At 71.4% G+C, this 24,632-nt stretch carries 24 protein-coding genes and 1 pseudogene; 14 read left to right on the forward strand and 11 right to left on the reverse strand.

Annotated elements, in window-relative coordinates:
• Both ACFYY7_RS32590 and ACFYY7_RS32595 read right to left on the reverse strand, forming a co-directional pair.
• Complete coding sequence (locus tag ACFYY7_RS32590; RefSeq protein ID WP_351255921.1) at positions 1 to 825, reverse strand: purine-nucleoside phosphorylase; 825 nt, start codon at positions 823 to 825, stop codon at positions 1 to 3.
• A 102-nt stretch (positions 826 to 927) separates the two neighbouring features.
• On the reverse strand, positions 928 to 1,365 hold the full coding sequence (locus ACFYY7_RS32595) for a gamma-glutamylcyclotransferase (RefSeq protein ID WP_072486709.1): 438 nt from the start codon (positions 1,363 to 1,365) through the stop codon (positions 928 to 930).
• A gap of 249 nt (positions 1,366 to 1,614) precedes the next feature.
• On the opposite strand from ACFYY7_RS32595, the gene ACFYY7_RS32600 reads away from it, so the two are divergent.
• A complete protein-coding gene (locus ACFYY7_RS32600; protein WP_388667438.1) occupies positions 1,615 to 3,054 on the forward strand; it encodes an NAD(P)H-quinone dehydrogenase in 1,440 nt (479 codons plus the stop codon).
• A gap of 252 nt (positions 3,055 to 3,306) precedes the next feature.
• The gene (locus ACFYY7_RS32605) at positions 3,307 to 4,239 is read left to right on the forward strand and encodes a DeoR/GlpR family DNA-binding transcription regulator (RefSeq protein WP_388667471.1); all 933 of its coding nucleotides are present in this window, start codon (positions 3,307 to 3,309) and stop codon (positions 4,237 to 4,239) included.
• Between the two features lie 112 nt (positions 4,240 to 4,351).
• Here ACFYY7_RS32605 and ACFYY7_RS32610 read toward each other — a convergent pair whose 3' ends face one another.
• Together ACFYY7_RS32610 and ACFYY7_RS32615 are read right to left on the reverse strand one after the other, a co-directional pair.
• Entirely contained in the window at positions 4,352 to 4,951 is a 600-nt protein-coding gene (locus ACFYY7_RS32610) for a TetR/AcrR family transcriptional regulator (protein ID WP_388667439.1), read from the reverse strand.
• A gap of 132 nt (positions 4,952 to 5,083) precedes the next feature.
• Positions 5,084 to 6,838 (reverse strand): acetyl/propionyl/methylcrotonyl-CoA carboxylase subunit alpha, encoded by a 1,755-nt coding sequence (locus ACFYY7_RS32615; RefSeq protein ID WP_388667440.1) that lies wholly within the window; start codon positions 6,836 to 6,838, stop codon positions 5,084 to 5,086.
• A 410-nt stretch (positions 6,839 to 7,248) separates the two neighbouring features.
• Here ACFYY7_RS32615 and ACFYY7_RS32620 point away from each other — a divergent pair, with 410 nt between their 5' ends.
• Positions 7,249 to 7,707 (forward strand): hypothetical protein, encoded by a 459-nt coding sequence (locus ACFYY7_RS32620; protein ID WP_388667441.1) that lies wholly within the window; start codon positions 7,249 to 7,251, stop codon positions 7,705 to 7,707.
• Positions 7,708 to 7,786: 79 nt separating this feature from the next.
• Here ACFYY7_RS32620 and ACFYY7_RS32625 read toward each other — a convergent pair whose 3' ends face one another.
• The 4 genes from ACFYY7_RS32625 to ACFYY7_RS32640 form a co-directional block, all read right to left on the reverse strand.
• Entirely contained in the window at positions 7,787 to 8,398 is a 612-nt protein-coding gene (locus ACFYY7_RS32625; protein WP_266730148.1) for a nucleoside triphosphate pyrophosphatase, read from the reverse strand.
• Between the two features lie 56 nt (positions 8,399 to 8,454).
• Positions 8,455 to 8,583, reverse strand: coding sequence for a morphogenic membrane protein MmpB (gene mmpB, locus ACFYY7_RS32630; protein WP_351255940.1), 129 nt, complete (start codon positions 8,581 to 8,583; stop codon positions 8,455 to 8,457).
• Between the two features lie 155 nt (positions 8,584 to 8,738).
• Complete coding sequence (locus ACFYY7_RS32635; protein ID WP_388667442.1) at positions 8,739 to 8,963, reverse strand: acyl-CoA carboxylase subunit epsilon; 225 nt, start codon at positions 8,961 to 8,963, stop codon at positions 8,739 to 8,741.
• A gap of 14 nt (positions 8,964 to 8,977) precedes the next feature.
• On the reverse strand, positions 8,978 to 10,570 hold the full coding sequence (locus tag ACFYY7_RS32640) for an acyl-CoA carboxylase subunit beta (protein WP_388667443.1): 1,593 nt from the start codon (positions 10,568 to 10,570) through the stop codon (positions 8,978 to 8,980).
• A gap of 134 nt (positions 10,571 to 10,704) precedes the next feature.
• On the opposite strand from ACFYY7_RS32640, the gene ACFYY7_RS32645 reads away from it, so the two are divergent.
• From ACFYY7_RS32645 to hutH, 5 genes are all read left to right on the forward strand, one after another.
• A complete protein-coding gene (locus ACFYY7_RS32645) occupies positions 10,705 to 11,571 on the forward strand; it encodes a biotin--[acetyl-CoA-carboxylase] ligase (RefSeq protein WP_388667444.1) in 867 nt (288 codons plus the stop codon).
• Between the two features lie 428 nt (positions 11,572 to 11,999).
• Positions 12,000 to 13,172 (forward strand): adenylate/guanylate cyclase domain-containing protein, encoded by a 1,173-nt coding sequence (locus ACFYY7_RS32650; protein WP_388667445.1) that lies wholly within the window; start codon positions 12,000 to 12,002, stop codon positions 13,170 to 13,172.
• A 110-nt stretch (positions 13,173 to 13,282) separates the two neighbouring features.
• The gene (locus ACFYY7_RS32655) at positions 13,283 to 14,095 is read left to right on the forward strand and encodes an enoyl-CoA hydratase/isomerase family protein (RefSeq protein ID WP_388667446.1); all 813 of its coding nucleotides are present in this window, start codon (positions 13,283 to 13,285) and stop codon (positions 14,093 to 14,095) included.
• Between the two features lie 95 nt (positions 14,096 to 14,190).
• Positions 14,191 to 15,348, forward strand: coding sequence for a diguanylate cyclase domain-containing protein (locus ACFYY7_RS32660; protein WP_388667447.1), 1,158 nt, complete (start codon positions 14,191 to 14,193; stop codon positions 15,346 to 15,348).
• A gap of 95 nt (positions 15,349 to 15,443) precedes the next feature.
• Positions 15,444 to 16,994, forward strand: a complete 1,551-nt coding sequence (gene hutH / locus ACFYY7_RS32665; RefSeq protein ID WP_388667448.1) for a histidine ammonia-lyase — start codon at positions 15,444 to 15,446, stop codon at positions 16,992 to 16,994.
• Between the two features lie 67 nt (positions 16,995 to 17,061).
• Here hutH and ACFYY7_RS32670 read toward each other — a convergent pair whose 3' ends face one another.
• A complete protein-coding gene (locus ACFYY7_RS32670) occupies positions 17,062 to 17,352 on the reverse strand; it encodes a hypothetical protein (RefSeq protein WP_388667449.1) in 291 nt (96 codons plus the stop codon).
• Between the two features lie 107 nt (positions 17,353 to 17,459).
• Between ACFYY7_RS32670 and ACFYY7_RS32675 the strand changes: the two genes are divergently transcribed.
• The 3 genes and pseudogenes from ACFYY7_RS32675 to ACFYY7_RS32685 all read left to right on the forward strand — a co-directional run.
• Positions 17,460 to 17,846: a hypothetical protein gene (locus tag ACFYY7_RS32675; protein ID WP_351255964.1), complete on the forward strand. Its 387-nt coding sequence runs from the start codon at positions 17,460 to 17,462 to the stop codon at positions 17,844 to 17,846.
• Between the two features lie 279 nt (positions 17,847 to 18,125).
• Complete coding sequence (locus ACFYY7_RS32680) at positions 18,126 to 19,394, forward strand: Ig-like domain-containing protein (RefSeq protein ID WP_388667450.1); 1,269 nt, start codon at positions 18,126 to 18,128, stop codon at positions 19,392 to 19,394.
• Between the two features lie 61 nt (positions 19,395 to 19,455).
• Positions 19,456 to 19,770 (forward strand): annotated as a pseudogene (locus ACFYY7_RS32685) (ABC transporter permease); the annotation flags it as partial.
• A gap of 20 nt (positions 19,771 to 19,790) precedes the next feature.
• Here the strand turns inward: ACFYY7_RS32685 and ACFYY7_RS32690 are convergent.
• Complete coding sequence (locus tag ACFYY7_RS32690; protein WP_388667451.1) at positions 19,791 to 20,258, reverse strand: RDD family protein; 468 nt, start codon at positions 20,256 to 20,258, stop codon at positions 19,791 to 19,793.
• A gap of 222 nt (positions 20,259 to 20,480) precedes the next feature.
• Here ACFYY7_RS32690 and ACFYY7_RS32695 point away from each other — a divergent pair, with 222 nt between their 5' ends.
• Complete coding sequence (locus ACFYY7_RS32695) at positions 20,481 to 20,993, forward strand: hypothetical protein (RefSeq protein WP_388667452.1); 513 nt, start codon at positions 20,481 to 20,483, stop codon at positions 20,991 to 20,993.
• A gap of 36 nt (positions 20,994 to 21,029) precedes the next feature.
• Here the strand turns inward: ACFYY7_RS32695 and ACFYY7_RS32700 are convergent, their stop codons facing one another.
• A complete protein-coding gene (locus ACFYY7_RS32700) occupies positions 21,030 to 22,577 on the reverse strand; it encodes a hypothetical protein (protein ID WP_388667472.1) in 1,548 nt (515 codons plus the stop codon).
• A gap of 296 nt (positions 22,578 to 22,873) precedes the next feature.
• On the opposite strand from ACFYY7_RS32700, the gene ACFYY7_RS32705 reads away from it, so the two are divergent.
• Together ACFYY7_RS32705 and gdhA are read left to right on the forward strand one after the other, a co-directional pair.
• Positions 22,874 to 23,041 carry a hypothetical protein gene (locus ACFYY7_RS32705; protein ID WP_388667453.1) on the forward strand — a complete coding sequence of 56 codons (168 nt, stop codon included), beginning with the start codon at positions 22,874 to 22,876 and terminating at the stop codon, positions 23,039 to 23,041.
• A gap of 208 nt (positions 23,042 to 23,249) precedes the next feature.
• Positions 23,250 to 24,629: an NADP-specific glutamate dehydrogenase gene (gene gdhA, locus ACFYY7_RS32710; protein ID WP_388667454.1), complete on the forward strand. Its 1,380-nt coding sequence runs from the start codon at positions 23,250 to 23,252 to the stop codon at positions 24,627 to 24,629.
• Positions 24,630 to 24,632: the final 3 nt, after the last annotated feature.

A 24,632-nucleotide genomic window follows, 5' to 3' on the forward strand; every position in this document is an offset into this window, starting at 1 on the left:
TCAGATGCGTTCGAGGACCCGGGCCAGCAGCGCGCCCATGCGCGTGGCGGAGTCCCGGCCCGCCTGGAGCACCTCTTCGTGGTTGAGCGGCTCCCCGCTCAGCCCCGCCGCGAGGTTGGTGACCAGCGAGATGCCCAGCACCTCGGCGCCCGCCTCGCGGGCGGCGATGGCCTCCAGCACGGTGGACATGCCGACCAGGTCGCCGCCCATCACACGGACCATGTTGATCTCGGCCGGCGTCTCGTAGTGCGGGCCGGGGAACTGCACGTACACACCCTCTTCGAGGGTCTCGTCGACCTCCTTGCACAGCGCGCGCAGCCGCGGCGAGTACAGGTCGGTCAGATCGACGAAGTTGGCGCCGACGATGGGGGAGGCCGCCGTCAGGTTGATGTGGTCGCTGATCAGCACCGGCTGACCGGGGCGCATGCCCTCGCGCAGACCGCCGCAGCCGTTCGTCAGGACGACGGTCCCGCACCCGGCCGCGACGGCGGTACGGACTCCGTGCGCGACGGCGGCGACGCCCCGGCCCTCGTAGAAGTGCGTACGGCCGAGGAAGACCAGGACCCGCTTCTCACCGATCTTGTACGAGCGGATCGTCCCGCCGTGCCCCTGCACGGCGGGCGCCGGGAAACCGGGCAGCTCGGTCACCGGGAACTCGGCCTCCGGAGCGCCGAGCGCATCGCCCGCGGGCGCCCAGCCGGAACCCATCACGAGCGCGACGTCGTGGGTCTCGGCGCCGGTCAGCTCGCGCAGGCGGGCGGCGGCGTCGGCGGCGGCCGCGTACGGGTCGCCCTGGATGTTGTCCGGAATAACTGATGCGTTCACGCGGATGAGGGTAGCCGGTGATTCCCTACGCGCGTAGATGCCCTTGTGCAGAGTCTGGACACGCTTGCTCGTACATTCACACAAAAGCGCTGGCCGGACCGGTCAACAGGGGCGCTTGCGGAGTTCCATCACATAGTCGTGCGGCGCGCCCGCGGACTCGGCGGCGTCGGCGATCTCGCCCAGGTAGCGGGCGGACGGCAGCCCGCCCTCGTAGCCGTTCAGCACGTACATCCAGGCCGGCTCCTCGCCGTCCAGGGTGTGCACCCGCACCCGCATCCGGCGGTAGATGTCGAGGCCGACACCCTCCCACCGGTCCATGGAGTCCTCGTCCATCGGCGCCAGGTCGTACAGCGCCACGAAGACCTGGGAACGGGGCGCCTCCACCACGGTGGCCAGCGCGCCTTCCCAGCCCATCTGCTCCCCGCCGAAGGTCAGCCGCCAGCCGTTGAGCCAGCCCGTGCCGCGCAGCGGGGAATGCGGTGCGCGGCGCGTCATCAGCCGCGCGTCGAGGTTGCCGGCGTACGCGGCGTAGAGCGACATGGGTCCGAGGGTACGGGAGGTGACGGCGGGAACGTCGATTCCGGTGCGGAAGACCACTCGCCGGGTTCCGCTTCCCGTCCCCGGGCCCCGGCGCGCACGCCCCGGCGCACGTATGGAGGGCCCCGGGGCGAAGCACCTTGGCGCGTGCGGGACAATGAAGTACGTACTGCATTCCCCCGGGGCGCTCCCCCGGACCCCCGGCCGGGGCAGCAGACGGCCGCGGGATGACATACGCGAGGCGGACTTTTCGTGACCCGGATCGTGATCATCGGCGGCGGACCCGGCGGCTACGAGGCGGCACTGGTGGGCGCCCAGCTCGGCGCGGAGGTGACCGTCGTCGACTGCGACGGCCTCGGCGGCGCGTCCGTCCTCACCGACTGCGTGCCCTCGAAGACCCTGATCGCGACGGCGGAGGTGATGACCACCTTCGACTCCTCGTACGAGGAACTGGGCATCATCGTCGCGGACGACACCCCGCACGTCGAGCAGGCCGCCCGCGTGGTCGGCGTCGACCTCGGCAAGGTCAACCGACGGGTGAAGCGCCTGGCGCTCGCCCAGTCCCACGACATCACCGCCTCCGTCACCCGGGCCGGCGCCCGCGTGATGCGCGGCCGCGGCCGGCTGTCCGGCCTCCAGGCCGCCGACGGCTCCCGGAAGGTCGTCGTGACCGCCGCCGACGGCACCGAGGAGACGCTCACCGCCGACGCCGTGCTGATCGCCACCGGCGGCCACCCCCGGGAGATCCCGGACGCGCTCCCCGACGGCGAGCGGATCCTGAACTGGACCCAGGTCTACGACCTCGACGAGCTGCCCGAGGAGCTCATCGTGGTCGGCTCCGGCGTGACCGGCGCCGAGTTCGCGGGCGCCTACCAGGCGCTCGGCTCGCGCGTCACCCTCGTCTCGTCCCGCGACCGGGTGCTGCCGGGCGAGGACCCGGACGCCGCCGCCGTGCTGGAGGACGTCTTCCGGCGCCGCGGCATGAACGTCATGGCCCGCTCCCGCGCCCAGGCCGCCAAGCGCGTCGGCGACCGGGTCGAGGTCACCCTGGCCGACGGCCGAGTCATCTCCGGTTCGCACTGCCTCATGGCGGTCGGCGCCATCCCGAACAGCGCGGGGATGGGCCTGGAGGAGGCCGGGGTACGGCTCAAGGAGTCCGGCCACATCTGGACCGACAAGGTCTCCCGCACCAGCGCGCCGGGCGTGTACGCGGCCGGTGACGTCACCGGGATCTTCGCCCTCGCCTCGGTCGCCGCCATGCAGGGCCGGATCGCGATGTACCACTTCCTCGGTGACGCGGTGGCCCCGCTGGACCTGAAGACGGTCTCCTCGAACGTCTTCACCGACCCCGAGATCGCCACCGTCGGCTACACCCAGGCCGATGTCGACGCGGGCAAGATCGACGCCCGGGTGGTCAAGCTGCCGCTGCTGCGCAACCCGCGCGCGAAGATGCAGGGAATCCGCGACGGATTCGTCAAGATCTTCTGCCGGCCCGGCACCGGAATCGTGGTCGGCGGCTGCGTCGTCGCGCCGCGCGCGAGCGAACTCATCCACCCCATCTCGATCGCGGTCGACAACAATTTGACGGTAGAACAGATCGCAAACGCTTTCACCGTGTATCCGTCCCTGTCGGGTTCGATCGCGGAAGTGGCCAGGCAGTTGCACACCCGTAAGCGCGCGGGCGAGGCGTAAGCGCCTTCGAGGACGCTGTATTCCCCGGCATCTCCCGGCATCTCCCGGCATCTCCTGGCAACCCCCGGCAACTTGGGTGCTCCGGCGATCGCCGTCCGGTCAGTACAGAACAACAACGGGGCCGCCCATATCACTTGGCGGCCCCTTGTATGTACAACTTCCGTTATTCGGCGCAAACTGCTGAAAACACTCGGGCGTCACGTTACTGTCAGTTTTGTGTTCGCTGCAGAACGTCGTCAGTTGATCCTCGAAATGGTGCGCGCCAACGGGGCGGTATCGCTCCGTGAGCTCGCCCGCGTCGTCCAGACCTCCGAAGTGACCGTACGGCGGGACGTGCGGGCACTGGAGGCAGAAGGACTCCTCGACCGCCGGCACGGCGGTGCGGTACTGCCGGGCGGTTTCACACGGGACTCCGGCATTCCGCAGAAATCCCATCTCGCCACCGCTGAGAAGACGGCCATCGCCGACCTGGCCGCCGGTCTCGTGGAGGAGGGCGAGGCCATCGTCGTCGGCGCCGGTACGACCACGCAGGAGCTGGCCCGCCGGCTCGCGCGGATCCCCGGCCTGACCGTCGTCACCAACTCCCTGCTGGTCGCACAGGCGTTGGCCCATGCCAACCGGGTGGAGGTGGTGATGACCGGCGGTACGCTGCGCGGTTCCAACTACGCCCTGGTGGGCAGCGGTGCCGAGCAGTCCCTCCAGGGGCTGCGGGTCTCTCGCGCGTTCCTCTCCGGGAGCGGGCTCACCGCGGAGCGCGGCCTGTCCACCTCCAACATGCTCTCCGCGAGCGTGGACCGGGCGCTGGTACAGGCCGCCGCCGAGGTGGTGGTCCTGGCGGACCACACCAAGCTCGGCTCCGACACCATGTTCCAGACGGTGCCGACCGACATCATCACCCGCCTGGTGACGGACGAACCCCCCGGCCACGACGACCGCGCCGCCGCCGAACTGCAGGCCCTCGCCGACCAGGGGGTCCATATCGCGGTGGCCGGCTCGGGCGGCGGCCCCGCATCGGCCGAGCCCCTCCCGCGCGGCCGTCAGGGCCGCCGCGACATGCCCCTGCCCGGACAGCGCCGGACGCACGGGGGCGGACCCGGGGGGCCGGGCCCGCAGCAGCTGCGGAGCGCGGCGGCGATGGCGGAGCAGGGGGACCGGGCGAGGGTGGCGGACCTGCGGCGCCGCTAGACCCCCGCGCGCGGCGGAGCCGCATATCGGTGCCGCATATCGGTGACGCCGGGAAGGGACGGGCAGGGGAACAGCCCCGCGCAGCGGACCGCACGGCCTGCACGCCCCCCGCTCAACCCTCCTCCGCGCGCGCCCCCTTCAGCCCCTGCAAGGTCAGCATCAGCAACCGCTCCGCCAACTCCGGGTCTTCCGGCGACTGTTCGGCGGCCAGCGCGATCGCGTTCGTCAGCTGCAGCAGGTCGTCGATCGACACCTCCGACCGCACGGCCCCGCTCGCCTGCGCCCGCCCCAGCAGCACCGTCCCCGCCTCGCGCAACGGCACATTGCACTGTGCCAGGGCGGAATTCTCGTCCCGCGACGTCGACATGAGCGCCTGCGCGAGCCCTCGGTATTCACCCGCGTGGGTGATGATCGCGCTCAGCCACTCCACCAGGGCCCGGCACGGCTGCTCCGCCCCCGCGAGTTCACGGGAACGGGTGATCAGGGACGTCACCGCCTCCTGGAAGACCGCGTTCATCAGCGCGTGCCGGTTCGGGAAGTGCCGGTACAGCGTGCCGATACCCACGCCCGCGCGCCGCGCGATGTCCTCCAGGGACGCGTCGGTGCCGTGCTCCGCGAAGGCGGTCCGCGCCTCGCTCAGCAGCCGGTCGTAGTTCCGGCGCGCGTCGGCCCGCATGGGCCGGGGCGGCGTCTGTGCCGTACTGATCGTCATGGCGCGGTCATCCCTTCTTCCGTCTCGGGTCCAGGATGCCACCACGCGTCCGAGGGAGTGACCGCACGACCGGGTCCCCCGGGAAGACCTGCGTCTTCCCGGGGGACCCGGTCGTGCGGAACAACGTGTCGGTCAGTCCTTGATCTCACAGATCACGGCGCCGGAGGAGACCGAGCTGCCGACCTCGGCGGCGAGGCCCTTGATGGTGCCGGAGCGGTGCGCGTTGAGCGGCTGCTCCATCTTCATGGCCTCCAGGACGACGATCAGGTCGCCCTCCTGGACCTCCTGGCCCTCCTCGACGGCGATCTTGACGATGGTGCCCTGCATCGGGGACGCCAGGGTGTCGCCGGAGACCGCGGAGCCGGACTTCTTGGCGGCGCGGCGCTTCGGCTTGGCGCCCGCGGCGAGTCCGGTGCGGGCCAGGCTCATGCCGAGCGAGGAGGGCAGGGAGACCTCCAGGCGCTTGCCGCCGACCTCGACCACGACCGTCTCGCGGCCGGCCTCCTCCTCGGCCTCCGTGGCGGCCGTGGCGGTGAAGGGCTTGATGTCGTTGACGAACTCGGTCTCGATCCAGCGGGTGTGGACCTGGAACGGTTCGCTGGTGAAGGCCGGGTCGGTGACGACCGCGCGGTGGAACGGGATGGCGGTGGCCATGCCCTCCACGTTGAACTCGGCCAGCGCACGGGCCGCGCGCTGCAGCGCCTGCTCACGGGTCGCACCGGTCACGATGAGCTTCGCCAGCAGCGAGTCCCAGGCCGGGCCGATGACCGAGCCGGACTCCACGCCCGCGTCGAGGCGGACACCGGGGCCGGTCGGCGGGGCGAAGGTGGTGACGGTGCCCGGGGCGGGCAGGAAGCCGCGGCCCGGGTCCTCGCCGTTGATCCGGAACTCGAAGGAGTGCCCGCGCACGGCCGGGTCGTCGTAGCCCAGCTCCTCGCCGTCGGCGATGCGGAACATCTCGCGCACGAGGTCGAGGCCGCTGACCTCCTCGGTCACCGGGTGCTCGACCTGGAGTCGGGTGTTGACCTCCAGGAAGGAGATCGTCCCGTCCGTGCCGACGAGGAACTCCACCGTGCCGGCGCCGACGTAGCCGGCCTCCTTCAGGATGGCCTTGGACGCCGCGTACAGCTCCGCGTTCTGCGCGTCGGACAGAAACGGTGCCGGGGCCTCCTCGACCAGCTTCTGGTGGCGGCGCTGGAGCGAGCAGTCACGGGTGGAGACCACGACCACGTTGCCGTGGCTGTCGGCCAGGCACTGCGTCTCGACGTGGCGCGGCCGGTCGAGGTAGCGCTCCACGAAGCACTCGCCCCGGCCGAACGCCGCGACGGCCTCACGGACCGCGGAGTCGTACAGCTCCGGGATCTCCTCCAGCGTGCGGGCCACCTTCAGCCCGCGACCGCCGCCACCGAAGGCGGCCTTGATCGCGATCGGCAGCCCGTGCTCCTCGGCGAACGCCACGACCTCGGCGGAACCCTCGACCGGGTCGGGCGTGCCGGCCACCAGCGGAGCCCCGGCGCGCTGCGCGATGTGCCGGGCGGCGACCTTGTCGCCGAGGTCCCGGATCGCCTGCGGCGGCGGGCCGATCCATGTCAGGCCGGCATCCAGCACGGCCTGCGCGAATTCGGCGTTCTCCGACAGGAAGCCGTAGCCCGGGTGGATCGCGTCGGCACCGGAGTCCTTGGCAGCCTGGAGCACCTTGGCCATGTCCAGGTAGCTGGCGGCCGGGGTGTCACCGCCCAGAGCGAATGCCTCGTCGGCCGCACGCACATGCAGAGCGTCGCGGTCCGGGTCTGCGTAGACGGCCACGCTCCCGATCCCGGCATCCCGGCATGCCCGAGCAACGCGGACAGCAATTTCGCCACGGTTGGCGATGAGCACCTTGCGCACGATGGCTCCCTCCTTGAAACAAGCTGAGTTTAGGGACTACCGACACGGCCCTACGACCCGTCCCCAATGGTGAGCTTGCCCACACGGAGTGTGATTCGAGGCTTGCTCAAGTCGCGAAATCCCTTGTGGCACCACGGTACGCCGGGTTTCATAACCGCACAGTAGCCACGAGGTGTGGTCCAGGTCTCTGTTCGGGCGAGCTGTGACTCCGCGCGTTTCTTTGTCGAGTCCCCACTAATGGGCGAACGATTCTTTGCCCGACGCGCCCGGGGCCGCGACAGCGGGGTGCGGGACGAGTGCGCTCGCGTGCGCCACGAGCGCGGGGCGGAAGCGGAGATCGCCGGGCCCTTGTCCGGAGCGTTACCGGTTAGTAGGGTCCGCGCTATCTCACGTACTGCAGGTAACAGGGGGTGAACACCGTGGTGCGCAGACCGGTGGCGTTCGTGGCCGCGATCGTGCTGTTCGCGGAGGCCGTGGGCATCGTGCTCATCAACGGCATCCTGGCGACGGTCGTCAAGAACCAGGACATGTCACTGGCCGGGATGAACCCCGCCGTCATGTCGAACGGCACCTGGGCGATGGGCGGCTTCTTCGGCCTGTACCTGCTGCTGTGCGGGCTGTTCCTGCTGCTGGCCGGCGTCCGCGACCGGGCCCCCGGGCGGTTCGCCCGCATCGTCCTGATCATCTGCGCCGTGGTGCACGCTGTGCTGGGCGCGCTGACGGTCGGGCTGATCGGCTGGGCCGCGTTCGCGAGCATGATGGTGGTGCTCGGGCTGATAGTGCTCACTCTGGTGGCGTACGGCACCCGGTCCGAGGAGCCCCCGTCCGAGGAGCCCGCCGACGACGCCGGAGCTCCGGCCGCCGTCTGACCGGTCCGGCCCGAGTCGGACCCGAGCCGGGTCCGACTCGTTCCCGAGCCGGGCCGCCGGACCGCCGGCCCGTCGCGCGTCAGACCCAGAGCTCGGTGACGGAGATCCCCAGCTCGCCCAGCAGCCGGCGCAGCAGCGGCAGCGAGAGCCCGATGACATTGCCGTGGTCGCCCTCGATGGCGTCGACGAACGGTGCCGAGCGGCCGTCCAGGGTGAAGGCGCCCGCGACGTGGAGCGGCTCGCCGGTTGCCACGTAGGCGGCGATCTCGGCGTCCGTCGGTTCGCCGAAGCGGACGGTCGTGGAGGCGGTCGCCGAGGCGGTACGTCCGGTCGCGGTGTCGATCACGCTGTGGCCGGTCTGCAGCACACCTGCCCGGCCGCGCATGGACTTCCAGCGGGCGATGGCCTCCTCGGCGTCGGCCGGCTTGCCGAGCGCCTCGCCGTCGAGTTCGAGCACCGAGTCGCAGCCGATGACCAGGGCGCCCGCCGCCTCCGCCCGGCCCGCCACCGCCGCCGCCTTGGCCTCGGCGAGCACCAGCGCCAGCTCGGCCGGGGTCGGGGCGCTCAGCGCGTCCTCGTCCACCCCGCTGACGATCACCTCGGGCGCGAAACCGGCCTGCCTCAGCAGACCGAGGCGGGCGGGGGAGGCGGAGGCGAGCACGAGACGGCGCTGATCAGTCATACGGGCCATCGTAGAAGAGCCGCACCGGCCCCGGCCCCGTACGGCGGCCTCCGCGGACCGGCCCCTCAGCGCATTCCGATCGCGATCATCGCGACCACCATCGCGAGAGCGAGCACCAGCCCCGCACGACGCATCATGTCCTGGGCGTCGCGCAGTTCCTTCGGCGGCTTGTTCTCGGGGTCGGACCACAGCATGGAAACGATCCTGCTGCCGTGGCGGACGGTGCGCCTGAGTACGGGTACTCAGCCGCCGTGGTGCGTACGGACCAGATCGCGCCCGGACGCACCGGAGGCCCGGACCCAAAGGGGCCCGGACCTCCGGAAACGTGCGCGAAGGGCTGCTCCCGCGCCTACCCGGGCCAGTACGTCCGGGCCCAGGCCCGGGGCCCCGGCAGAGGGCGTGTGCGCCGGGCGATGCGCCCCGGGTCGGACCACTGGCCGGGCAGCGCCGGCCCGGTGGCCGGAGCACCGGCCGACTCGTCGGACGACGTCGTCGCGGCGGTGCGCGCCCGCACCACCGCCAGTGCGGCTGCCAGTTCCTCCGGGGTCGGGTTGCCCCGTACGACCTTGATCATGGCCAGGACCCTTTCTAGAGGGGGATGTTGCCGTGCTTCTTCGGGGGCAGCGACTCCCGCTTGGTGCGCAGCTGGCGCAGCCCCTTCACGATGTGGGCGCGGGTGTCGGACGGCATGATCACCGCGTCGACGTAACCGCGCTCGGCCGCCACGTAGGGGTTGAGCAGGGTGTCCTCGTAGTCGGCGATCAGCTTGGCGCGGGTGGCGTCTGCCTCGTCGGGGTCCGTGACGGCTGCGATGGTGCGGCGGTGCAGGATGTTCACCGCGCCCTGCGCACCCATCACGGCGATCTGGGCGGTCGGCCAGGCGAGGTTGATGTCGGCGCCGAGGTGCTTGGAGCCCATGACGTCGTACGCGCCGCCGAACGCCTTGCGGGTGATCACCGTGATCAGCGGGACGGTCGCCTCGGCGTAGGCGTAGATCAGCTTGGCGCCGCGGCGGATGATGCCGCCGTACTCCTGGTCGACGCCGGGCAGGAAGCCGGGGACGTCGACGAAGGTCAGCACGGGCACGTTGAAGGCGTCACACGTGCGGACGAAGCGTGCGGCCTTCTCGCTCGCGTTGATGTCCAGGCAACCGGCGAACTGCATCGGCTGGTTGGCGACGATGCCGACGGGGTAGCCCTCGACGCGCCCGAAGCCGGTGATGATGTTCGGCGCGAACAGGGCCTGCGTCTCCAGGAACTCGCCGTCGTCCAGCACGTGTTCGATGGCGGTGTGCATGTCGTACGGCTGGTTCGCCGAGTCCGGGATGAGGGTGTCGAGCTCGCGGTCCTCGTCCGTGGTTGCGAGATCGGCCGCCTCGGGGAAGGCGGGCGCCTCGGACAGGTTGTTCGAAGGGAGGTACGACAGCAGCGACTTGACGTACTCGATGGCGTCCTTCTCGTCGCCCGCCATGTGGTGCGCCACCCCGGAGGTGGTGTTGTGGGTGCGGGCGCCGCCGAGCTCCTCGAAGCCGACGTCCTCACCGGTGACCGTCTTGATGACGTCGGGGCCGGTGATGAACATGTGCGAGGTCTGGTCGACCATGACCGTGAAGTCGGTGATCGCGGGGGAGTAGACCGCGCCGCCCGCGCACGGTCCGACGATCAGCGAGATCTGCGGCACGACACCCGAGGCGTGCACATTGCGGCGGAAGATCTCGGCGAACAGACCGAGTGCGGCCACGCCCTCCTGGATCCGGGCGCCACCGCCGTCGTTGATGCCGATGACCGGGCAGCCGGTCTTCAGCGCGAAGTCCATCACCTTGACGATTTTCTCACCGTAGACCTCGCCGAGCGAGCCGCCGAAGATGGTGAAGTCCTGCGAGTACACGCAGACGGGGCGGCCGTCGACCGTGCCGTAACCGGTGACGACGCCGTCCCCGTAAGGGCGGTTCTTCTCGATGCCGAAGTTGGTCGAGCGGTGCCGGGCGAATTCGTCGAGCTCCACGAAGGAACCCTCGTCGAGCAGCAGTTCGACCCGTTCCCGCGCGGTCAACTTGCCCTTTGCGTGCTGCTTCTCCACCGCGCGCGCGGAGCCCGCGTGCGTCGCCTCGTCGATGCGGCGCTGCAGGTCCGCGATCTTGCCCGCGGTGGTGTGGATGTCGGTCTCTTCCGGCTCGGACATCGGGTGGCGGCTCCCTGCCTGGTCACGGGGACGACTGTGCTGCTGAACAGGTACTGAAACACCTACTGATCCGTAGCGTATCGGCGCGGATACGGTTCGGCAGTGCGTCGTTTGCCACACCTAGTCTGGCTTGCATGACACCTTCGGATGCGCCACAGAGCCGTTGGTCGGACCTGGACCGACCGCCCCTGAACGTTGCCGCGCTGCGCCGCGGACTGCTGCGGCCGGGCGGGCTGTGGACCTCGCTCGACGTCGTGGAGACGATCGGGTCCACCAACTCCGAGCTCGCCCGGCGTGCGCCGGCCGGGCTCGACGAAGGCACCGTGCTGGTCGCCGAGGAGCAGACCGCCGGCCGCGGCCGCCTCGATCGCACCTGGACGGCTCCGGCCCGTTCGGGCCTGTTCTTCTCCGTCTACCTGAAGCCGGGCGACGTCCCCGCCGAACGGTGGGGCTGGCTGCCGCTGCTCACCGGCGTCGCCGCGGCGACCGGCCTGGCGAAGTCCGCGGGCGTCGACACGGCCCTGAAGTGGCCCAACGACGTCCTGGTCACGGTGGAGGGCGTGGAGCGCAAGGCGGGCGGCATCCTGGCCGAGCGCGCCGGGGACGGCGTCGTCGTCGGCATGGGCCTCAACGTCTCCCTGCGCGCCGATGAGCTGCCCACCCCCACGGCCGCCTCGCTGGCCCTGGCCGGTGCCGTGTCCACCGACCGCGAGACGCTGCTGCGGGGCGTGCTGCGCTCGCTGGAGCACTGGTACGGCCAGTGGCGCGCGGCGGACGGCGACGCGGCGGCGAGCGGCCTCCAGGCGGCGTACGCGGCGGGCTGCGCGACGCTGGGCCGGACGGTACGGGCCCAGCTGCCCGGCGACCGCACCGTCGTGGCCGAGGCCGTGGCGATCGACGGCGACGGCCGCCTGATCCTGTCCACCGAGGACGGCCTCCAGGAACCGGTATCGGCCGGCGACATCGTCCACCTGCGGGGCGTGGAGGGCGGTCTGGTCTGACGGCGGGGCGCCCGGCTGCCGTCTTGTCCTCAATCGCCGGACGGGCTGGGGACGGCTTACCCAGGAAGCGTTCCGGGAGGCGTCATGGCTTGAAAACCGTGCCCTCCTGGAAACCACCCACTGGCCGCAACCACCCACGCCCCCTGGCTCACCCAGGAACATTCCGGGACGACCTGGAAACCACCCACCGGCCGCAACCACCCACGCCCCCCGGCTCACCCAGGCAGCGTTCCGGGAGGCGTCGTGGCTTGAAAACCGTGCCCTCGTGGAAACCCCCCACCGGCCGCAACCACCCACGCCCCCCGGCTCACCCAGGAACATTCCGGGACGCCATAGGGGCGTGAGCTTCGGCACACCTGCCGTATCGTTGAGGCGATCCACCGACAGATCGGCAGGGCAGTGCGCAGGGAACGGGCAGGAGGCGGCTGGTGACCGTCGACGACACGACCTCCGGTGCGGGCACACAGCCCCCGTCGGAACCCTCGGTCCACGCGACACCGCATCACGAAGTCGACCATACGGCGGAACCGACCGACGACCCCCTCGCGATCCGGCTGGAACAGCTGATCCTGGGCGCCGACCGTCGTTACACGCCGTTCCAGGCGGCCCGTACCGCCGGTGTCTCGATGGATCTGGCCTCCCGGTTCTGGCGGGCCATGGGCTTCGCCGACATCGGGCAGGCCAAGGCGCTCACCGAGGCCGATGTGCTGGCGCTGCGTCGGCTCGCCGGTCTCGTCGAGGCGGGGCTGCTCAGCGAGCCGATGGCGATCCAGGTGGCCCGGTCCACCGGGCAGACCACCGCCCGCCTGGCGGAGTGGCAGATCGATTCCTTCCTGGAGGGGCTGACCGAGCCGCCCGAGCCCGGAATGACCCGTACCGAGGTCACGTACCCGCTGGTCGAGCTGCTGCTTCCGGAGCTCCAGGAGTTCCTGGTCTACGTGTGGCGGCGCCAGCTGGCCGCCGCGACCGGGCGGGTCGTCCAGGCCGCCGACGACGAGGAGATGGTCGACCGCCGCCTGGCCGTCGGCTTCGCCGACCTCGTCGGGTTCACCCGGCTGACCCGGCGGCTGGAGGAGGAGGAGCTCGGCGAGCTGGTCGAGGCCTTCGAGACCACCTCGGCGGACCTGGTGGCCGCCCACGGCGGCCGCCTCATCAAGACCCTCGGCGACGAGGTCCTCTTCGCCGCCGACGACGCGGGCACCGCGGCCGAGATCGCGTTGCGCCTGATCGAGGCGATGACCCAGGACGAGACCATGCCGGCGCTGCGCGTGGGCATCGCGTTCGGCACGGTCACCACCCGGATGGGCGATGTCTTCGGCACGACGGTGAACCTCGCCAGCCGGCTGACGTCGATAGCGCCGAAGGACGCCGTGCTGGTGGACGGGGCGTTCGCGGAGGAGCTGACCCGTACCGGCGACGCCCCGGCCTCCGAGGCGCAGGCGGCCCAGGAGGCCGCGGTGGCCGAGAAGGAGCGCCAGGAAGGCGTGGAGCCGACCGCCGTGCCCAAGTACCGCTACGGGCTCCAGCCGATGTGGCAGCGCCCGGTGCGCGGGCTCGGCGTGGTGGAGCCCTGGCTGCTGGCCCGCCGCGGCACTTCCTGAGCCCGGCACCTCGCGGGGCCGGGAAGCCGGGCCGGGCGCACCCCTGACCACTGGCCGGGCCGCGCCATAGGATCCCTCCGGTAACGATCGTTAACCGGAGGGGTGCAGTCATGACCGTCACGTCCGAGCAGCGGTTCGGGGAGTTCGTCGCCGTACGGGTCCACGAGGGGCAGGAACACGTCGCCGAGCTGGTGCTCGACCGGCCCAAGGCGATGAACGCGGTGTCCACCGACATGGCCCGCTCGATCGCCGCCGCCTGCGCCGCGCTCGCCGTCGACCCCGGCGTACGGGTCACCGTCCTCACCTCCAGCCATGAGCGGGCCTTCTGCGTGGGTGCCGACCTGAAGGAGCGGAACTCCTTCACCGACGCCGAACTGCTGCGCCAGCGCCCGACCGCCCGCGCCGCGTACACCGGTGTGCTCGAACTGCCGATGCCGACCATCGCCGCCGTGCACGGCTTCGCGCTCGGCGGCGGGTTCGAGCTGGCCCTGTCCTGCGACCTGATCGTCGCCGACCGCACGGCCGTGGTCGGCCTGCCCGAGGTGTCGGTCGGTGTCATCCCGGGCGGCGGCGGTACGCAGTTGCTGCCGCGGCGGATCGGCGCGGCGCGCGCCGCCGAGCTGGTCTTCACGGCCCGGCGGGTGGAGGCGGCCGAGGCGCTCGGCCAAGGGCTGGTCGACGAGCTGGTGGATGCCGGGCAGGACCGGGCGGCCGCACTGGCGCTCGCGGGCAGGATCGCCGCCAACTCCCCGGTGGGGCTGCGGGCCGCGAAGCGGGCGCTGCGGCTGGGGCACGGACTCGATCTGAGGGCCGGTCTCGAAGTCGAGGACGCCGCCTGGCGGTCGGTGGCCTTCTCCGGCGACCGGGCCGAGGGCGTGGCCGCGTTCAACGAGAAGCGCAAGCCGAACTGGCCCGGCGAGTGACGCAGTGTGACGTTATGCAACCTAATAGACACGCAGTGAAGGTGGGTGGCGCCCGAAACTGATCAAATCACCACAAAACTACATAAGCTGTAGCGATGGGTGGTGATGATGCACGGCTGCGGGCCGTGGTTTCGCTTGCGCAGACGATGGCGGCGGCACACACCCCGCGGGGGTCGTGGCGAGCGGCCGCGCTGGGGGCGTGCGAGGCGCTGGGCGGCAGTTTCGCCGCGCTCTCCGTGTGGGAGCGCGGGCGCGGGGAGCTGCGCGTGCTGGTGAACGCGGGCGAACGGGCCGAGGGGGAGGAGGAGTTCCCCGAGGCGGAGGCGTATCCGGTGCACCAGTTCCCGGAGATCACCGAGTTCCTGCACGAACGGTGGGCCGGGGGCGGTGAACCGGACGCCTGGGTGGAGACCGCCGACGGCACGGCGGACGCGGGCGCCGGGGTGCGGGAGTACGGGAGCGGGTACGGCCGGGAGCGGGTGGCCGCGCTGCGCCGGCGCGGGCGCGGCTGCTGCGTGGTCGCGCCGATCGTGCTGCACGGGCGGGCCTGGGGCGAGCTGTACGTGGCCCGCCCGGTGGGGGCGCCGGTGTTCGGGCGGGAGGACGCGGACTTCGCGACCGTGCTGGCCGCGGTCGTCGCTGCGGGGATCTCCCAGGCCGAACGGCTCGAAGAGGTCCGCAAGCTCGCCTTCACCGATCCGCTCACCGGTCTGGCCAACCGCCGCGCCGTCGATGTGCGGCTCGACGAGGCGGTGGAGCGGCACCGGGAGGACGGGGCGGTGGTCAGCCTGGTCGTCTGCGACCTCAACGGGCTGAAGCAGGTCAACGACACCCATGGCCACGCGGTCGGCGATCGCCTGCTGGAACGTTTCGGCTCGGTGCTGTCCCGCTGCGGCGCCATGCTGCCCGGTGCGCTCGCGGCGCGGCTCGGCGGCGACGAGTTCTGTCTGCTCACGCTGGGCCCGGAGGTCGACGACGTGGTCCGGGTTGCCGCCGAACTCTGCGAACGGGCGGCCGAGTTGGAGCTCGGGGACGGGGTGGCGTGCGGGATCGCGTCGACCGGTGATCCGATCGGCCCGGTGGTGTCGGCGCGGCGGCTGTTCCGGCTGGCGGACGCGGCCCAGTACCGGGCGAAGGCGGCCCGTTCGGTCAAGCCGGTGGTGGCGGGGCGGGACGGTGAGGTGCTCCGGCTGGCCGACGCGCCGCCCAGGTCCCCGCACGACCGCCGTCACCTGCGTGGCAGCCGGCCCTGAGCGCCGCACCGGCCGGTAAGGGGTCGGCCGCGCCACCACTGGCGACATGAAGGGTTCAATCCATATGGTTTTGAATGATCCGTACGCTTTTGAGTATGGATACGCACACAGTGGTGGTGGGGACGTCCGGTACCACCGCTCAGGACGTCATCGCCGTGGCCCGCGGCAACGCCCGCGTCGAGCTCTCCGCAGCCGCCGTCGATGCGCTCGCCGCCGCCCGCGAGATCGTGGACGCGCTCGCCGCCAAGCCCGAGCCGGTCTACGGCGTCTCCACCGGGTTCGGGGCGCTGGCCAGCCGGCACATCGGCCAGGATCTCCGCGGCCGGCTCCAGCGCAACATCGTCCGCTCGCACGCCGCCGGCATGGGCCCGCGCGTCGAGCGCGAGGTCGTCCGCGCGCTGATGTTCCTGCGGCTGAAGACGGTCGCCTCCGGGCACACCGGCGTACGCCCCGAGGTCGCGCAGACTATGGCCGTCGTCCTCAACGCGGGCATCACGCCCGTCGTCCACGAGTACGGCTCGCTCGGCTGCTCCGGCGACCTGGCCCCGCTCTCCCACTGCGCCCTGACGCTGATGGGCGAGGGCGACGCGGAGGGCCCCGACGGCACCGTGCGCCCCGCCGGCGAACTGCTCGCCGCCCACGGCATCACCCCGGTCGAGCTGCGCGAGAAGGAGGGCCTCGCCCTCCTCAACGGCACCGACGGCATGCTCGGGATGCTCGTCATGGCCCTGGCCGACCTGAAGACCCTCTACACCTCCGCCGACATCACCGCCGCGCTCTCCCTGGAGGCGCTGCTCGGCACGGACAAGGTGCTCGCCCCGGAGCTGCACGCCATCCGCCCGCACCCCGGCCAGGGCGTCAGCGCCGACAACATGCTGCGGGTCCTCGCCGGCTCCGGCCTCACCGGCCACCATCAGGATGACGCGCCCCGCGTTCAGGACGCCTACTCGGTGCGCTGCGCCCCGCAGGTCAACGGCGCGGGACGGGACACCCTCGACTACGCCGGGACCGTCGCCGCCCGCGAACTGGCCTCCGCCGTCGACAACCCCGTCGTCCTTCCCGATGGCCGGGTCGAGTCCAACGGCAACTTCCACGGCGCCCCCGTCGCGTACGTACTCGACTTCCTGGCGATCGTCGCGGCCGACCTCGGCTCCATCACCGAGCGCCGCACCGACCGGCTGCTGGACAAGAACCGCTCGCACGGGCTGCCGCCGTTCCTCGCCGACGACGCCGGGGTGGACTCGGGCCTGATGATCGCCCAGTACACCCAGGCCGCCCTGGTCAGCGAGATGAAGCGGCTCGCCGTGCCCGCCTCGGCCGACTCGATCCCGTCCTCCGCGATGCAGGAGGACCACGTCTCCATGGGCTGGTCGGCCGCGCGCAAGCTCCGTACCGCCGTCGACGACCTCGCCCGGATCGTCGCCGTGGAGCTGTACGCGGCGACCCGCGCCATCGAACTGCGCGCCGCCGGGGGCCTCACCCCCGCGCCCGCCTCGCAGGCCGTCATCGAGGCGCTGCGGGCCGCGGGCGTCGAGGGCCCGGGACCGGACCGCTTCCTGTCGCCGGACCTGGCCGCGGCGGACGCGTTCGTGCGCGCGGGGAAGCTGGTCGCGGCGGTCGAGCCGGTGACCGGCCCGCTGCACTAGGGTCTTTCGTTTGGATCAGGCCGGACCCCGCGAGCCCGGCATGATCCAAACGAGAGGCCCTGGTCCGTCAGGCGGGCCGGGTTTCGGTGCGGCGTGCCGAGTGGGAGACGAACGCCGCGCCGATGCCCAGGAACGCCACTCCGCCGATCAGATACGGGGTGGTGTCGATGCCGGTCCCGGTGTCGGCCAGCCTCGGACCGGCCGCGGTGTCCCCGGCGGAGGTGGTGGCCGGTCCGCTCCGGTTGCCCGACGGAGCGGCCGGTCCGTCCGTCGCGTTGGCGGACGGTACGAACCAGAGGGCGGCCAGCAGTATGCCCGCGGCGGTGGCGGTCAGGAGCGGGCGGCGAGCGACGACCACGGAATCGATCCCCTTGTCACGGCCGTGAGTTAGTCATGTGCGCCGATGCTAATGAAAGCAGCGGGTCGCGGGAAAGCCGGGAGAGCGGGGAGCTTACGCTCCGGCACATGAGCACTTCTGAGACATCACAGTTTGTTCGGCTTCGAGTCGAAATGGTGCTGGAGATCACCGACCCCGCCGCCCTCAGCGGCACCGCTTTGGAGTCGATCGCCGCCGAGTACGGGGAGCCGGGCGGCGAGTCCGCCGAGGAACGCATGCACGCCGAGGCCGCCGTACGGGAGGACGGCGCGGAGGCCCTCGCCTCCCTCATCGACCCGTTCGACCTGGTCAGCGAGGTACCCGGGGTCGAGCTCGCGCAGGCCTCCTGGAGCAGCGAGACCGTGGACTACGACCCCGACGACCCGGACGCCTGGGACCTCGACGACGAGGACGGCGAAGAAGAGTACGAGGAGGACGGCGTGGGGAGCGGTGGCGGCGTCCCGCACAATGGGTGAGGACGACGACGGTCACGTCGCCGCGAGCGGCGGGACCAGCAGCTGGTGAACACCGGCCCCGGACCGTTTTCGTACGCGGTCCGGGGCCGTTTCGTTCGCCGGTCGCTCCTACGGGACCGGCGTCGGGAACCACCGCAACCGCGGACGCGTCGATGAGTGTTGTTCCCCACATCTTTCGTGGATGTGGAACGGAGGACCCTTTCCTTGGGTTCTAGGACCAATGACGGGTTTCGCTGGTCGACGGCGGCTCCGCTCGGGGTTTTTGGGGATTCGGCAACGATGGAGAAGCGTGTGATGACGGACAGCAAGCGGCGCAGGGGCCTGATGGCCGCGTCCGCACTGCTCGGCGGCGTTCTGGTGCTCACCGCCTGCAACGACGGCGACACGAGCGGCAGCAGCGCCGAGAGCTCGAAGAAGTCGCAGCAGGCCGAGGTCGACAAGGCCGCGGCCCAGGACGCCTCGGAAGCTCAGATAGCGATCTCGCCGAAGAACGGCGCGACCAACGCGAGCATCAACAACGACGCCAAGGTCACCGTCACCAAGGGCACGCTCTCCGAGGTCACCATGACCACGGCGGCCGGGGACGCCGTCAAGGGCACGCTCTCCGCCGACGGCAAGAGCTGGAAGCCGGACGTCCAGCTGGAGCGCTCGACCACGTACAAGATCAGCGCGACGGCGAAGGACTCCAAGGGCCGCGAGGCGCACGAGAACTCCTCCTTCACCACCGTCTCGCCCGCCAACAGCTTCATCGGGAACTTCACCCCCGAGGACGGCTCCACCGTCGGCGTCGGCATGCCGGTCTCGATCAACTTCAACAAGGCGATCACGGACAAGAAGGCCGTCCAGGCCGGTATCACCGTGACGTCCAGCAGTGGCCAGGAAGTCGTCGGCCACTGGTTCAACTCGCAGCGTCTCGACCTGCGTCCGGAGAACTACTGGCAGGGCGGCTCCACCGTCACGCTGAAGCTGGCGCTGGACGGCGTCGAGGGCGCGGACGGCGTCTTCGGCGTCCAGCAGAAGACGGTCACCTTCAAGGTCGGCCGCAACCAGGTCTCGACGGTCGACGCCAACACCAAGACGATGACCGTCACCCAGGACGGCAAGACGATCAAGACCATCCCGATCTCTTCCGGCTCCTCCGAGAACCCCACGTACAACGGGCAGATGGTGATCTCCGAGAAGTTCAAGGAGACCCGGATGAACGGTGCGACGGTCGGCTTCACCGACGACGACGGCAAGGGCGAGTACGACATCAAGGACGTGCCGCACGCCATGCGGCTGTCCACCTCGGGCACCTTCATCCACGGCAACTACTGGGGCGCGCGGTCGATCTTCGGCAGCGCCAACACCAGCCACGGCTGCGTCGGCCTCGCCGACGTGAAGGGCGCGGGCGACGCCAACCAGCCCGGCGCCTGGTTCTACAACAACTCCATGGTCGGCGACGTGGTCATCGTCAAGAACTCCCCGGACAAGACCATCACCCCCGACAACGGCCTCAACGGCTGGAACATGAGCTGGGCGGAGTGGACGGCGGGCTCCGAGGCCTGACCCGGCCCGCGCGCCCATCCCCGGCGCGGCCCGAACCCCGTACGGAGGCGGCGGCACCCGGATCCCCTCGGATCCGCGGTGTCGCCGCCTCCGGCGTCGGCAGGGCTGCGCCGGTCGTCGCCTCGGGGCTCGCGCTGGTCATCGTCGTCAGCTCGGTGGCCACCGGCATGAGCCGGGCCCAGGACGAGGTCCTGGAATCGCTGTACAGCCCCGGCGCGGACATGACGGTCACCAAGGCCGCAGCCGCGCAGCCGCACCCGGATCGGGCGGTGGGCGCCAGAAGTTCGAGTTCGACGCCAAGGGCAACGACTACGCGAAGCAGAGCATCGGCCGGGTCATGGCCCAGGGCTTCCGGACCGGGGCCCGTGGGCAGGTGCCGGGCCTGCGGGCCCGGCCTCAGCGGTGGGCCCGGGCGGCCACGGTGGCGGTCCGGTGGGCGGCGAGGTCGCTGCGGCGGACCTGGCGCAGGCCCAGCGGATCGGCGCGCAGCTCACCGTTCCCGCCGTTCCAGAGCGTGGTGCGGGGCAGGACACCGGGGCCCGAGAGGAGCGAGCGCAGCCCGTACCAGGGTTGCAGCGGCAGCCAGCAGAGCCCGTACAGCCAGCGCAGCAGCAGCGGCCAGGGCCCCGGCCGCCCGGCGTCGGGAAGTCCGACCACCCGTATCCCCATGATCAGCTTGCCCGCGCCGGCCCCGGTGATCGCGGTGAGGACCACATGGTTGAGGAACGAGAACACGAGCGCCGGGCCGAACAGCAGGCCGGCCGCCTCGGCGGAATCGGACCTGTCCACGTACGGCCGGGCCAGGATGCCGACGGTGACCAGGCAGAGGTAGCAGTCGAGGCCGACGGCGAGGTAGCGGCGCATGTCGCCCACCCGTGGCGGTAAGCACGCCGTGTGCGGCGCGGTCCGGTACCCGGGCGAGGGCGGGAGGGCCGGGCGAGCCGCCGGCAACGGTGATCCGGCGAGGTTCCGGGTACGTCTCGCCACCCGTGGAATTGTCATGACGGCATCATGTCTGATGATCCGTCACCATGCCCCCGGGAACCGCGCGTACGCCGCCCGGCGGCCCGCATTAGTCTCGCTGCCATGACCACCGCCATCACCGCCATGATCACCGCAGTCGTCGGGGTGCTCGGCACCCTCCTCGCCCCGGTGTTCGCGCAGCGGCTGACCGTGCGCCAGCGTGCCGAGGAGACCCGACTGGCGGACGAGCGGCGGAAGTTCGAGGAGCGGCGCACCCATTACACGGCGATGAACCGGGCCTCCCGGCAGTTCTACACCCTCCTCAAGGACGCCCTGCACCGCATCCGCGACGGCGTCTACACGGAGCAGGAACGCAACCAGCTCGAAGAGGCCCGCCTCGACCACCGCGACCGCTACGCCGAGGCGCAGATGATCGTGCCCGAACGGATACTGCAGGCTTCCCGCGACCTCAACCGGGTGCTCGCCGGCAGTGACGCCGTCGTCAAACGCCTGGACCGGGGTGTCACCCGCGACGGCGAGAACGCCGAACAGGCCCTGGAGGACCTGAAGGCGGCCGATCCCTGCCTCGACACGATGTGGCAGCTGATGCGCCAGGACCTGGGCGTCACGGACTGACTCCCGGGGCCGCGCCGACCCTGCCGGCAGACCCCGTCAGCAGGACCCGGACGGCCACAGCCGGTAGTGCGAATCGAGCCGGTACTCCCCGCCCCGCTCCACCGTCAGCCGCGTCCACTCGCCGTCCTGCCGCAGGCACCCGCCGCCGTCCGCCCGCAGCCACGGCGAGTAGGCGATCCGTACCGTCACCGACCCGGCGGCGGGCATCCGCACCACCAGGGAGGCGTCGTCCCCGCGTACGACGGAGCCCGGAGCGGAGACCAGCGGTACGGGCTCGCGCACCCGGTAGATCCGCCACCCGGCGTTCTGCCACACCGGCTCCAGCCAGTCCGCGCCGCGCCGGACGATCTGCGCCTCCGCCTCGGCGGGCCCGTCCGGCCTGCCGCTGTGCAGCACGACCAGGCCCACGCCCCACCGGTCCAGCCAGGCCCGGTACGTCGCCGGGGCCGGCTTCCCCTCGTAGAACAGCCGCCCGCGCTCCACGTCGAGCTGCCGGTTCCAGCCGCGCGCCATGTTCACGTACGGGGCGAGGACCGTCGCCTCGCGGTGGTTGCGGGCCGGCACGACCTCCACCCGGGTCCGCCCGGCACCCAGCCGGCGCAGCTCGGCGACCACGCCGTCGGTGTGCGCCGCCCAGGCGGGCACGGAGCCGGAGACCCGCAGGTCGTCATCTGTCTTGCCGGCCAGCCAGGCCGAGTTGTACGCCAGCATCCCGGCCAGCAGCACGGCCGCGCCGCCCCGCACCCGCCCAGGGCCCCTCGTCAGGACGGCCGCCGCCGCCAGCAGCACGGGCGGACCGGCCAGCCCCACCAGCCGCTCCACGTTCGTCCCGATGGGCGAGTCGATCAGGAAGGTCAGCACGGTGCCGACCGCGTACACCGCGCCCGCGAACCGGACCACCCGCCAGCCGCCCTCGCGCGGCGCCGCGAGCCACAGCGCCGCGCAGACCGCCAACGGCATCCACAACCTGCCCGCCGCCATGGGCTGTTCACCCGTGAACGGGAAGACCAGCGTCGTCGCGGCCACCATCACGAACGGCGGCACGGCGAGCCCGGCCGCCCGACGCCACTGCCGGTCCAGCCCGTACGCCGCGCCCGCCACCACCAGGAACAGCCCCGCCACCGGACTCGCCGCCGTGGCCAGCGCCGCACAGCCCGCCGCGATGCCCGTGCGGCGGCGCCGTACGTACACCAGCGCGACCAGCCCGATCGCGACGCCCAGCGCGAACGTGGTGCGCCCGGACGCGACATTGCACCAGAGCGTCAGCGAACCCAGCACCGCGACCGCGACCGGCCACCGCACCCCGCTCCGTACGCAGAGCCGCCCCAGCGCCCACGACCCGCAGAGCCCGGCGGCGACGGTCACCGTCCGCACCCCGGACACCGCCATGAGCGGCGGCGTCAGCAGGCTGTAGTTGGCGGTGTGCATCCCTCCGTACCAGGAGAGGTTGTACACGGACCCCGGATGCCGGGAGGCGAAGCCGGCCCAGGCGAGCTGCGCCGCCAGATCACCGCCACCGGTGGCCAGCACCAGCGCCCAGAACACGTACAGCGGCACGACGACGAGCACCGCGATCCCCGGCACCCACCACAGCGCCGGATCCCCGGCGGTACCGGCGGAGACCGACCCGTCCTCCGGCCCGCCCTCCGGGGCGAGTTCCTCTACGCGCGGCCCGGTGTTCTCGGTGATCCCCACCCGGCAAACCCTAATAAAACAATCCGGACCGGGCCGCAGCCCGCGCGTACCCCGGCTCCGTGGTGTAGCCGGCTACACCACGGAAACGGGGGGCCGGCCCCTCGTGGCGGCCGCCTCCCGCCAACAGAATGAAGACATCACCCGGCCGCACGACATCACCCCGGTCACCCACACGGAGGAACCCCATGAAGGCACTGCTCTGGCTCGCGCTCTGCGCCGCGATCGCCGCGAACGTCGCACTCAACCTGATGGAGAACAACGCTCTCCACATCGTGCTGAGCGTGGTCTCGGGGCTGGTCGTCATCGCCTCCGGAGCGGGGTTGTGGATGCTGCGACGCGAGGCGCGCGCGTAGGGGCCGTCCCCCCTGCTCGGGTCCCCTTGAAAGAACCACCGGGGCGACTGGGACAATGGGTGGGCCACAACGGTTCAGTACGTCGCTTTCGTGAGCCGCAGAGCGTGCGAAGTCTGGGCGACGCCCTCAATGGGGAGGGGGACCGCCGGCGCCCCCGGGACGGGGGGCGTCTTCGCGCGCATGCCCACCGACGGAAGGTCTTGACCTGATGCAGGCCACCCCTGATTCCGTAACCCCGCACGCCACCGAGAGCAGCATCATCGAGCCGCTGTACGCCGAGATCCTCCGGCGCAACCAGGGCGAGAAGGAATTCCACCAGGCGGTACGGGAGGTCCTGGAGACCCTCGGCCCGGTCCTCGCGAAGCGACCGGAGTTCGTGGACGCCAGGATCATCGAGCGCGTCTGCGAGCCCGAGCGCCAGCTGATCTTCCGGGTGCCGTGGTCGGACGACTCCGGCGACATCCACGTCAACCGTGGCTTCCGGGTCGAGTTCAGCAGCTCGCTGGGTCCGTACAAGGGCGGGCTGCGCTTCCACCCCTCGGTCAACCTCGGCATCGTGAAGTTCCTCGGCTTCGAGCAGATCTTCAAGAACGCGCTCACCGGCATGCCCATCGGCGGCGGCAAGGGCGGCGCGGACTTCGACCCCAAGGGCCGCTCGGACGCCGAGATCATGCGGTTCTGCCAGTCGTTCATGACCGAACTCCACCGCCACCTCGGTGAGTACACCGATGTCCCCGCCGGTGACATCGGCGTCGGCGGACGCGAGATCGGCTACCTGTTCGGCCAGTACAAGCGGATCACCAACCGCTACGAGTCCGGCGTCCTCACCGGGAAGGGCCTCGGCTGGGGCGGCGCCCAGGCGCGCACCGAGGCGACCGGCTACGGCTGTGTCATGTTCACCGCCGAGATGCTGCGCAGCCGGGGCGAGTCCCTCGACGGCCAGCGCATCGTCGTCTCCGGCTCGGGCAACGTCGCGATCTACGCGATCGAGAAGGCCCAGCAGCTCGGCGCGACCGTGGTGACCTGCTCCGACTCCACCGGCTACGTCGTGGACGAGAAGGGCATCGACCTCGCCCTCCTGAAGGAGATCAAGGAGGCCGGCCGGGGCCGCGTCTCCGAGTACGCGCAACGCCGCGGCGAGCACGTCAAGTATGTCCCCGGCACCGGCGTCTGGAACGTCCCCTGCGACGTGGCCCTGCCCTGCGCCACCCAGAACGAGCTGCACGAGGCCGACGCGGTGGCCCTGGTGCGCAACGGCGTGAAGGCGGTCGCCGAGGGCGCCAACATGCCCACCACGCCGGAGGCCGTACGCGTCCTCCAGGAGGCCGGCGTGGCCTTCGCCCCCGGCAAGGCCGCCAACGCGGGTGGCGTGGCCACCAGCGCCCTGGAGATGCAGCAGAACGCCTCGCGCGACTCCTGGACCTTCTCCCACACCGAGGAGCGCCTCGCGGAGATCATGCGCCACATCCACGACTCCTGCTACACCACCGCGGAGCGCTACGGCAGCCCCGGCAACTACGTGGTCGGCGCCAACATCGCCGGCTTCGAACTGGTCGCGGACGCGATGCTGGCCCAGGGCCTGATCTGATCC

The organism is Streptomyces sp. NPDC001933, assembly GCF_042890955.1.
Classification (GTDB): domain Bacteria; phylum Actinomycetota; class Actinomycetes; order Streptomycetales; family Streptomycetaceae; genus Streptomyces.

What these genes read in the sequence shown, in the direction of transcription:
- ACFYY7_RS32595 (WP_072486709.1), bottom strand. Translation starts at nt 1,365, where the DNA reads ATGTCGCTCTACGCCGCGTACGCCGGCAACCTCGACGCGCGGCTGATG.
- ACFYY7_RS32605 (WP_388667471.1), top strand. Translation starts at nt 3,307, where the DNA reads ATGGTGCGCGCCAACGGGGCGGTATCGCTCCGTGAGCTCGCCCGCGTC.
- ACFYY7_RS32610 (WP_388667439.1), bottom strand. Translation starts at nt 4,951, where the DNA reads ATGACGATCAGTACGGCACAGACGCCGCCCCGGCCCATGCGGGCCGAC.
- ACFYY7_RS32625 (WP_266730148.1), bottom strand. Translation starts at nt 8,398, where the DNA reads ATGGCCCGTATGACTGATCAGCGCCGTCTCGTGCTCGCCTCCGCCTCC.
- mmpB (WP_351255940.1), bottom strand. Translation starts at nt 8,583, where the DNA reads ATGCTGTGGTCCGACCCCGAGAACAAGCCGCCGAAGGAACTGCGCGAC.
- ACFYY7_RS32635 (WP_388667442.1), bottom strand. Translation starts at nt 8,963, where the DNA reads ATGATCAAGGTCGTACGGGGCAACCCGACCCCGGAGGAACTGGCAGCC.
- ACFYY7_RS32640 (WP_388667443.1), bottom strand. Translation starts at nt 10,570, where the DNA reads ATGTCCGAGCCGGAAGAGACCGACATCCACACCACCGCGGGCAAGATC.
- ACFYY7_RS32645 (WP_388667444.1), top strand. Translation starts at nt 10,705, where the DNA reads ATGACACCTTCGGATGCGCCACAGAGCCGTTGGTCGGACCTGGACCGA.
- ACFYY7_RS32655 (WP_388667446.1), top strand. Translation starts at nt 13,283, where the DNA reads ATGACCGTCACGTCCGAGCAGCGGTTCGGGGAGTTCGTCGCCGTACGG.
- ACFYY7_RS32660 (WP_388667447.1), top strand. Translation starts at nt 14,191, where the DNA reads ATGGGTGGTGATGATGCACGGCTGCGGGCCGTGGTTTCGCTTGCGCAG.
- hutH (WP_388667448.1), top strand. Translation starts at nt 15,444, where the DNA reads ATGGATACGCACACAGTGGTGGTGGGGACGTCCGGTACCACCGCTCAG.
- ACFYY7_RS32675 (WP_351255964.1), top strand. Translation starts at nt 17,460, where the DNA reads ATGAGCACTTCTGAGACATCACAGTTTGTTCGGCTTCGAGTCGAAATG.
- ACFYY7_RS32680 (WP_388667450.1), top strand. Translation starts at nt 18,126, where the DNA reads ATGGAGAAGCGTGTGATGACGGACAGCAAGCGGCGCAGGGGCCTGATG.
- ACFYY7_RS32690 (WP_388667451.1), bottom strand. Translation starts at nt 20,258, where the DNA reads ATGCGCCGCTACCTCGCCGTCGGCCTCGACTGCTACCTCTGCCTGGTC.
- ACFYY7_RS32695 (WP_388667452.1), top strand. Translation starts at nt 20,481, where the DNA reads ATGACCACCGCCATCACCGCCATGATCACCGCAGTCGTCGGGGTGCTC.
- ACFYY7_RS32705 (WP_388667453.1), top strand. Translation starts at nt 22,874, where the DNA reads ATGAAGGCACTGCTCTGGCTCGCGCTCTGCGCCGCGATCGCCGCGAAC.
- gdhA (WP_388667454.1), top strand. Translation starts at nt 23,250, where the DNA reads ATGCAGGCCACCCCTGATTCCGTAACCCCGCACGCCACCGAGAGCAGC.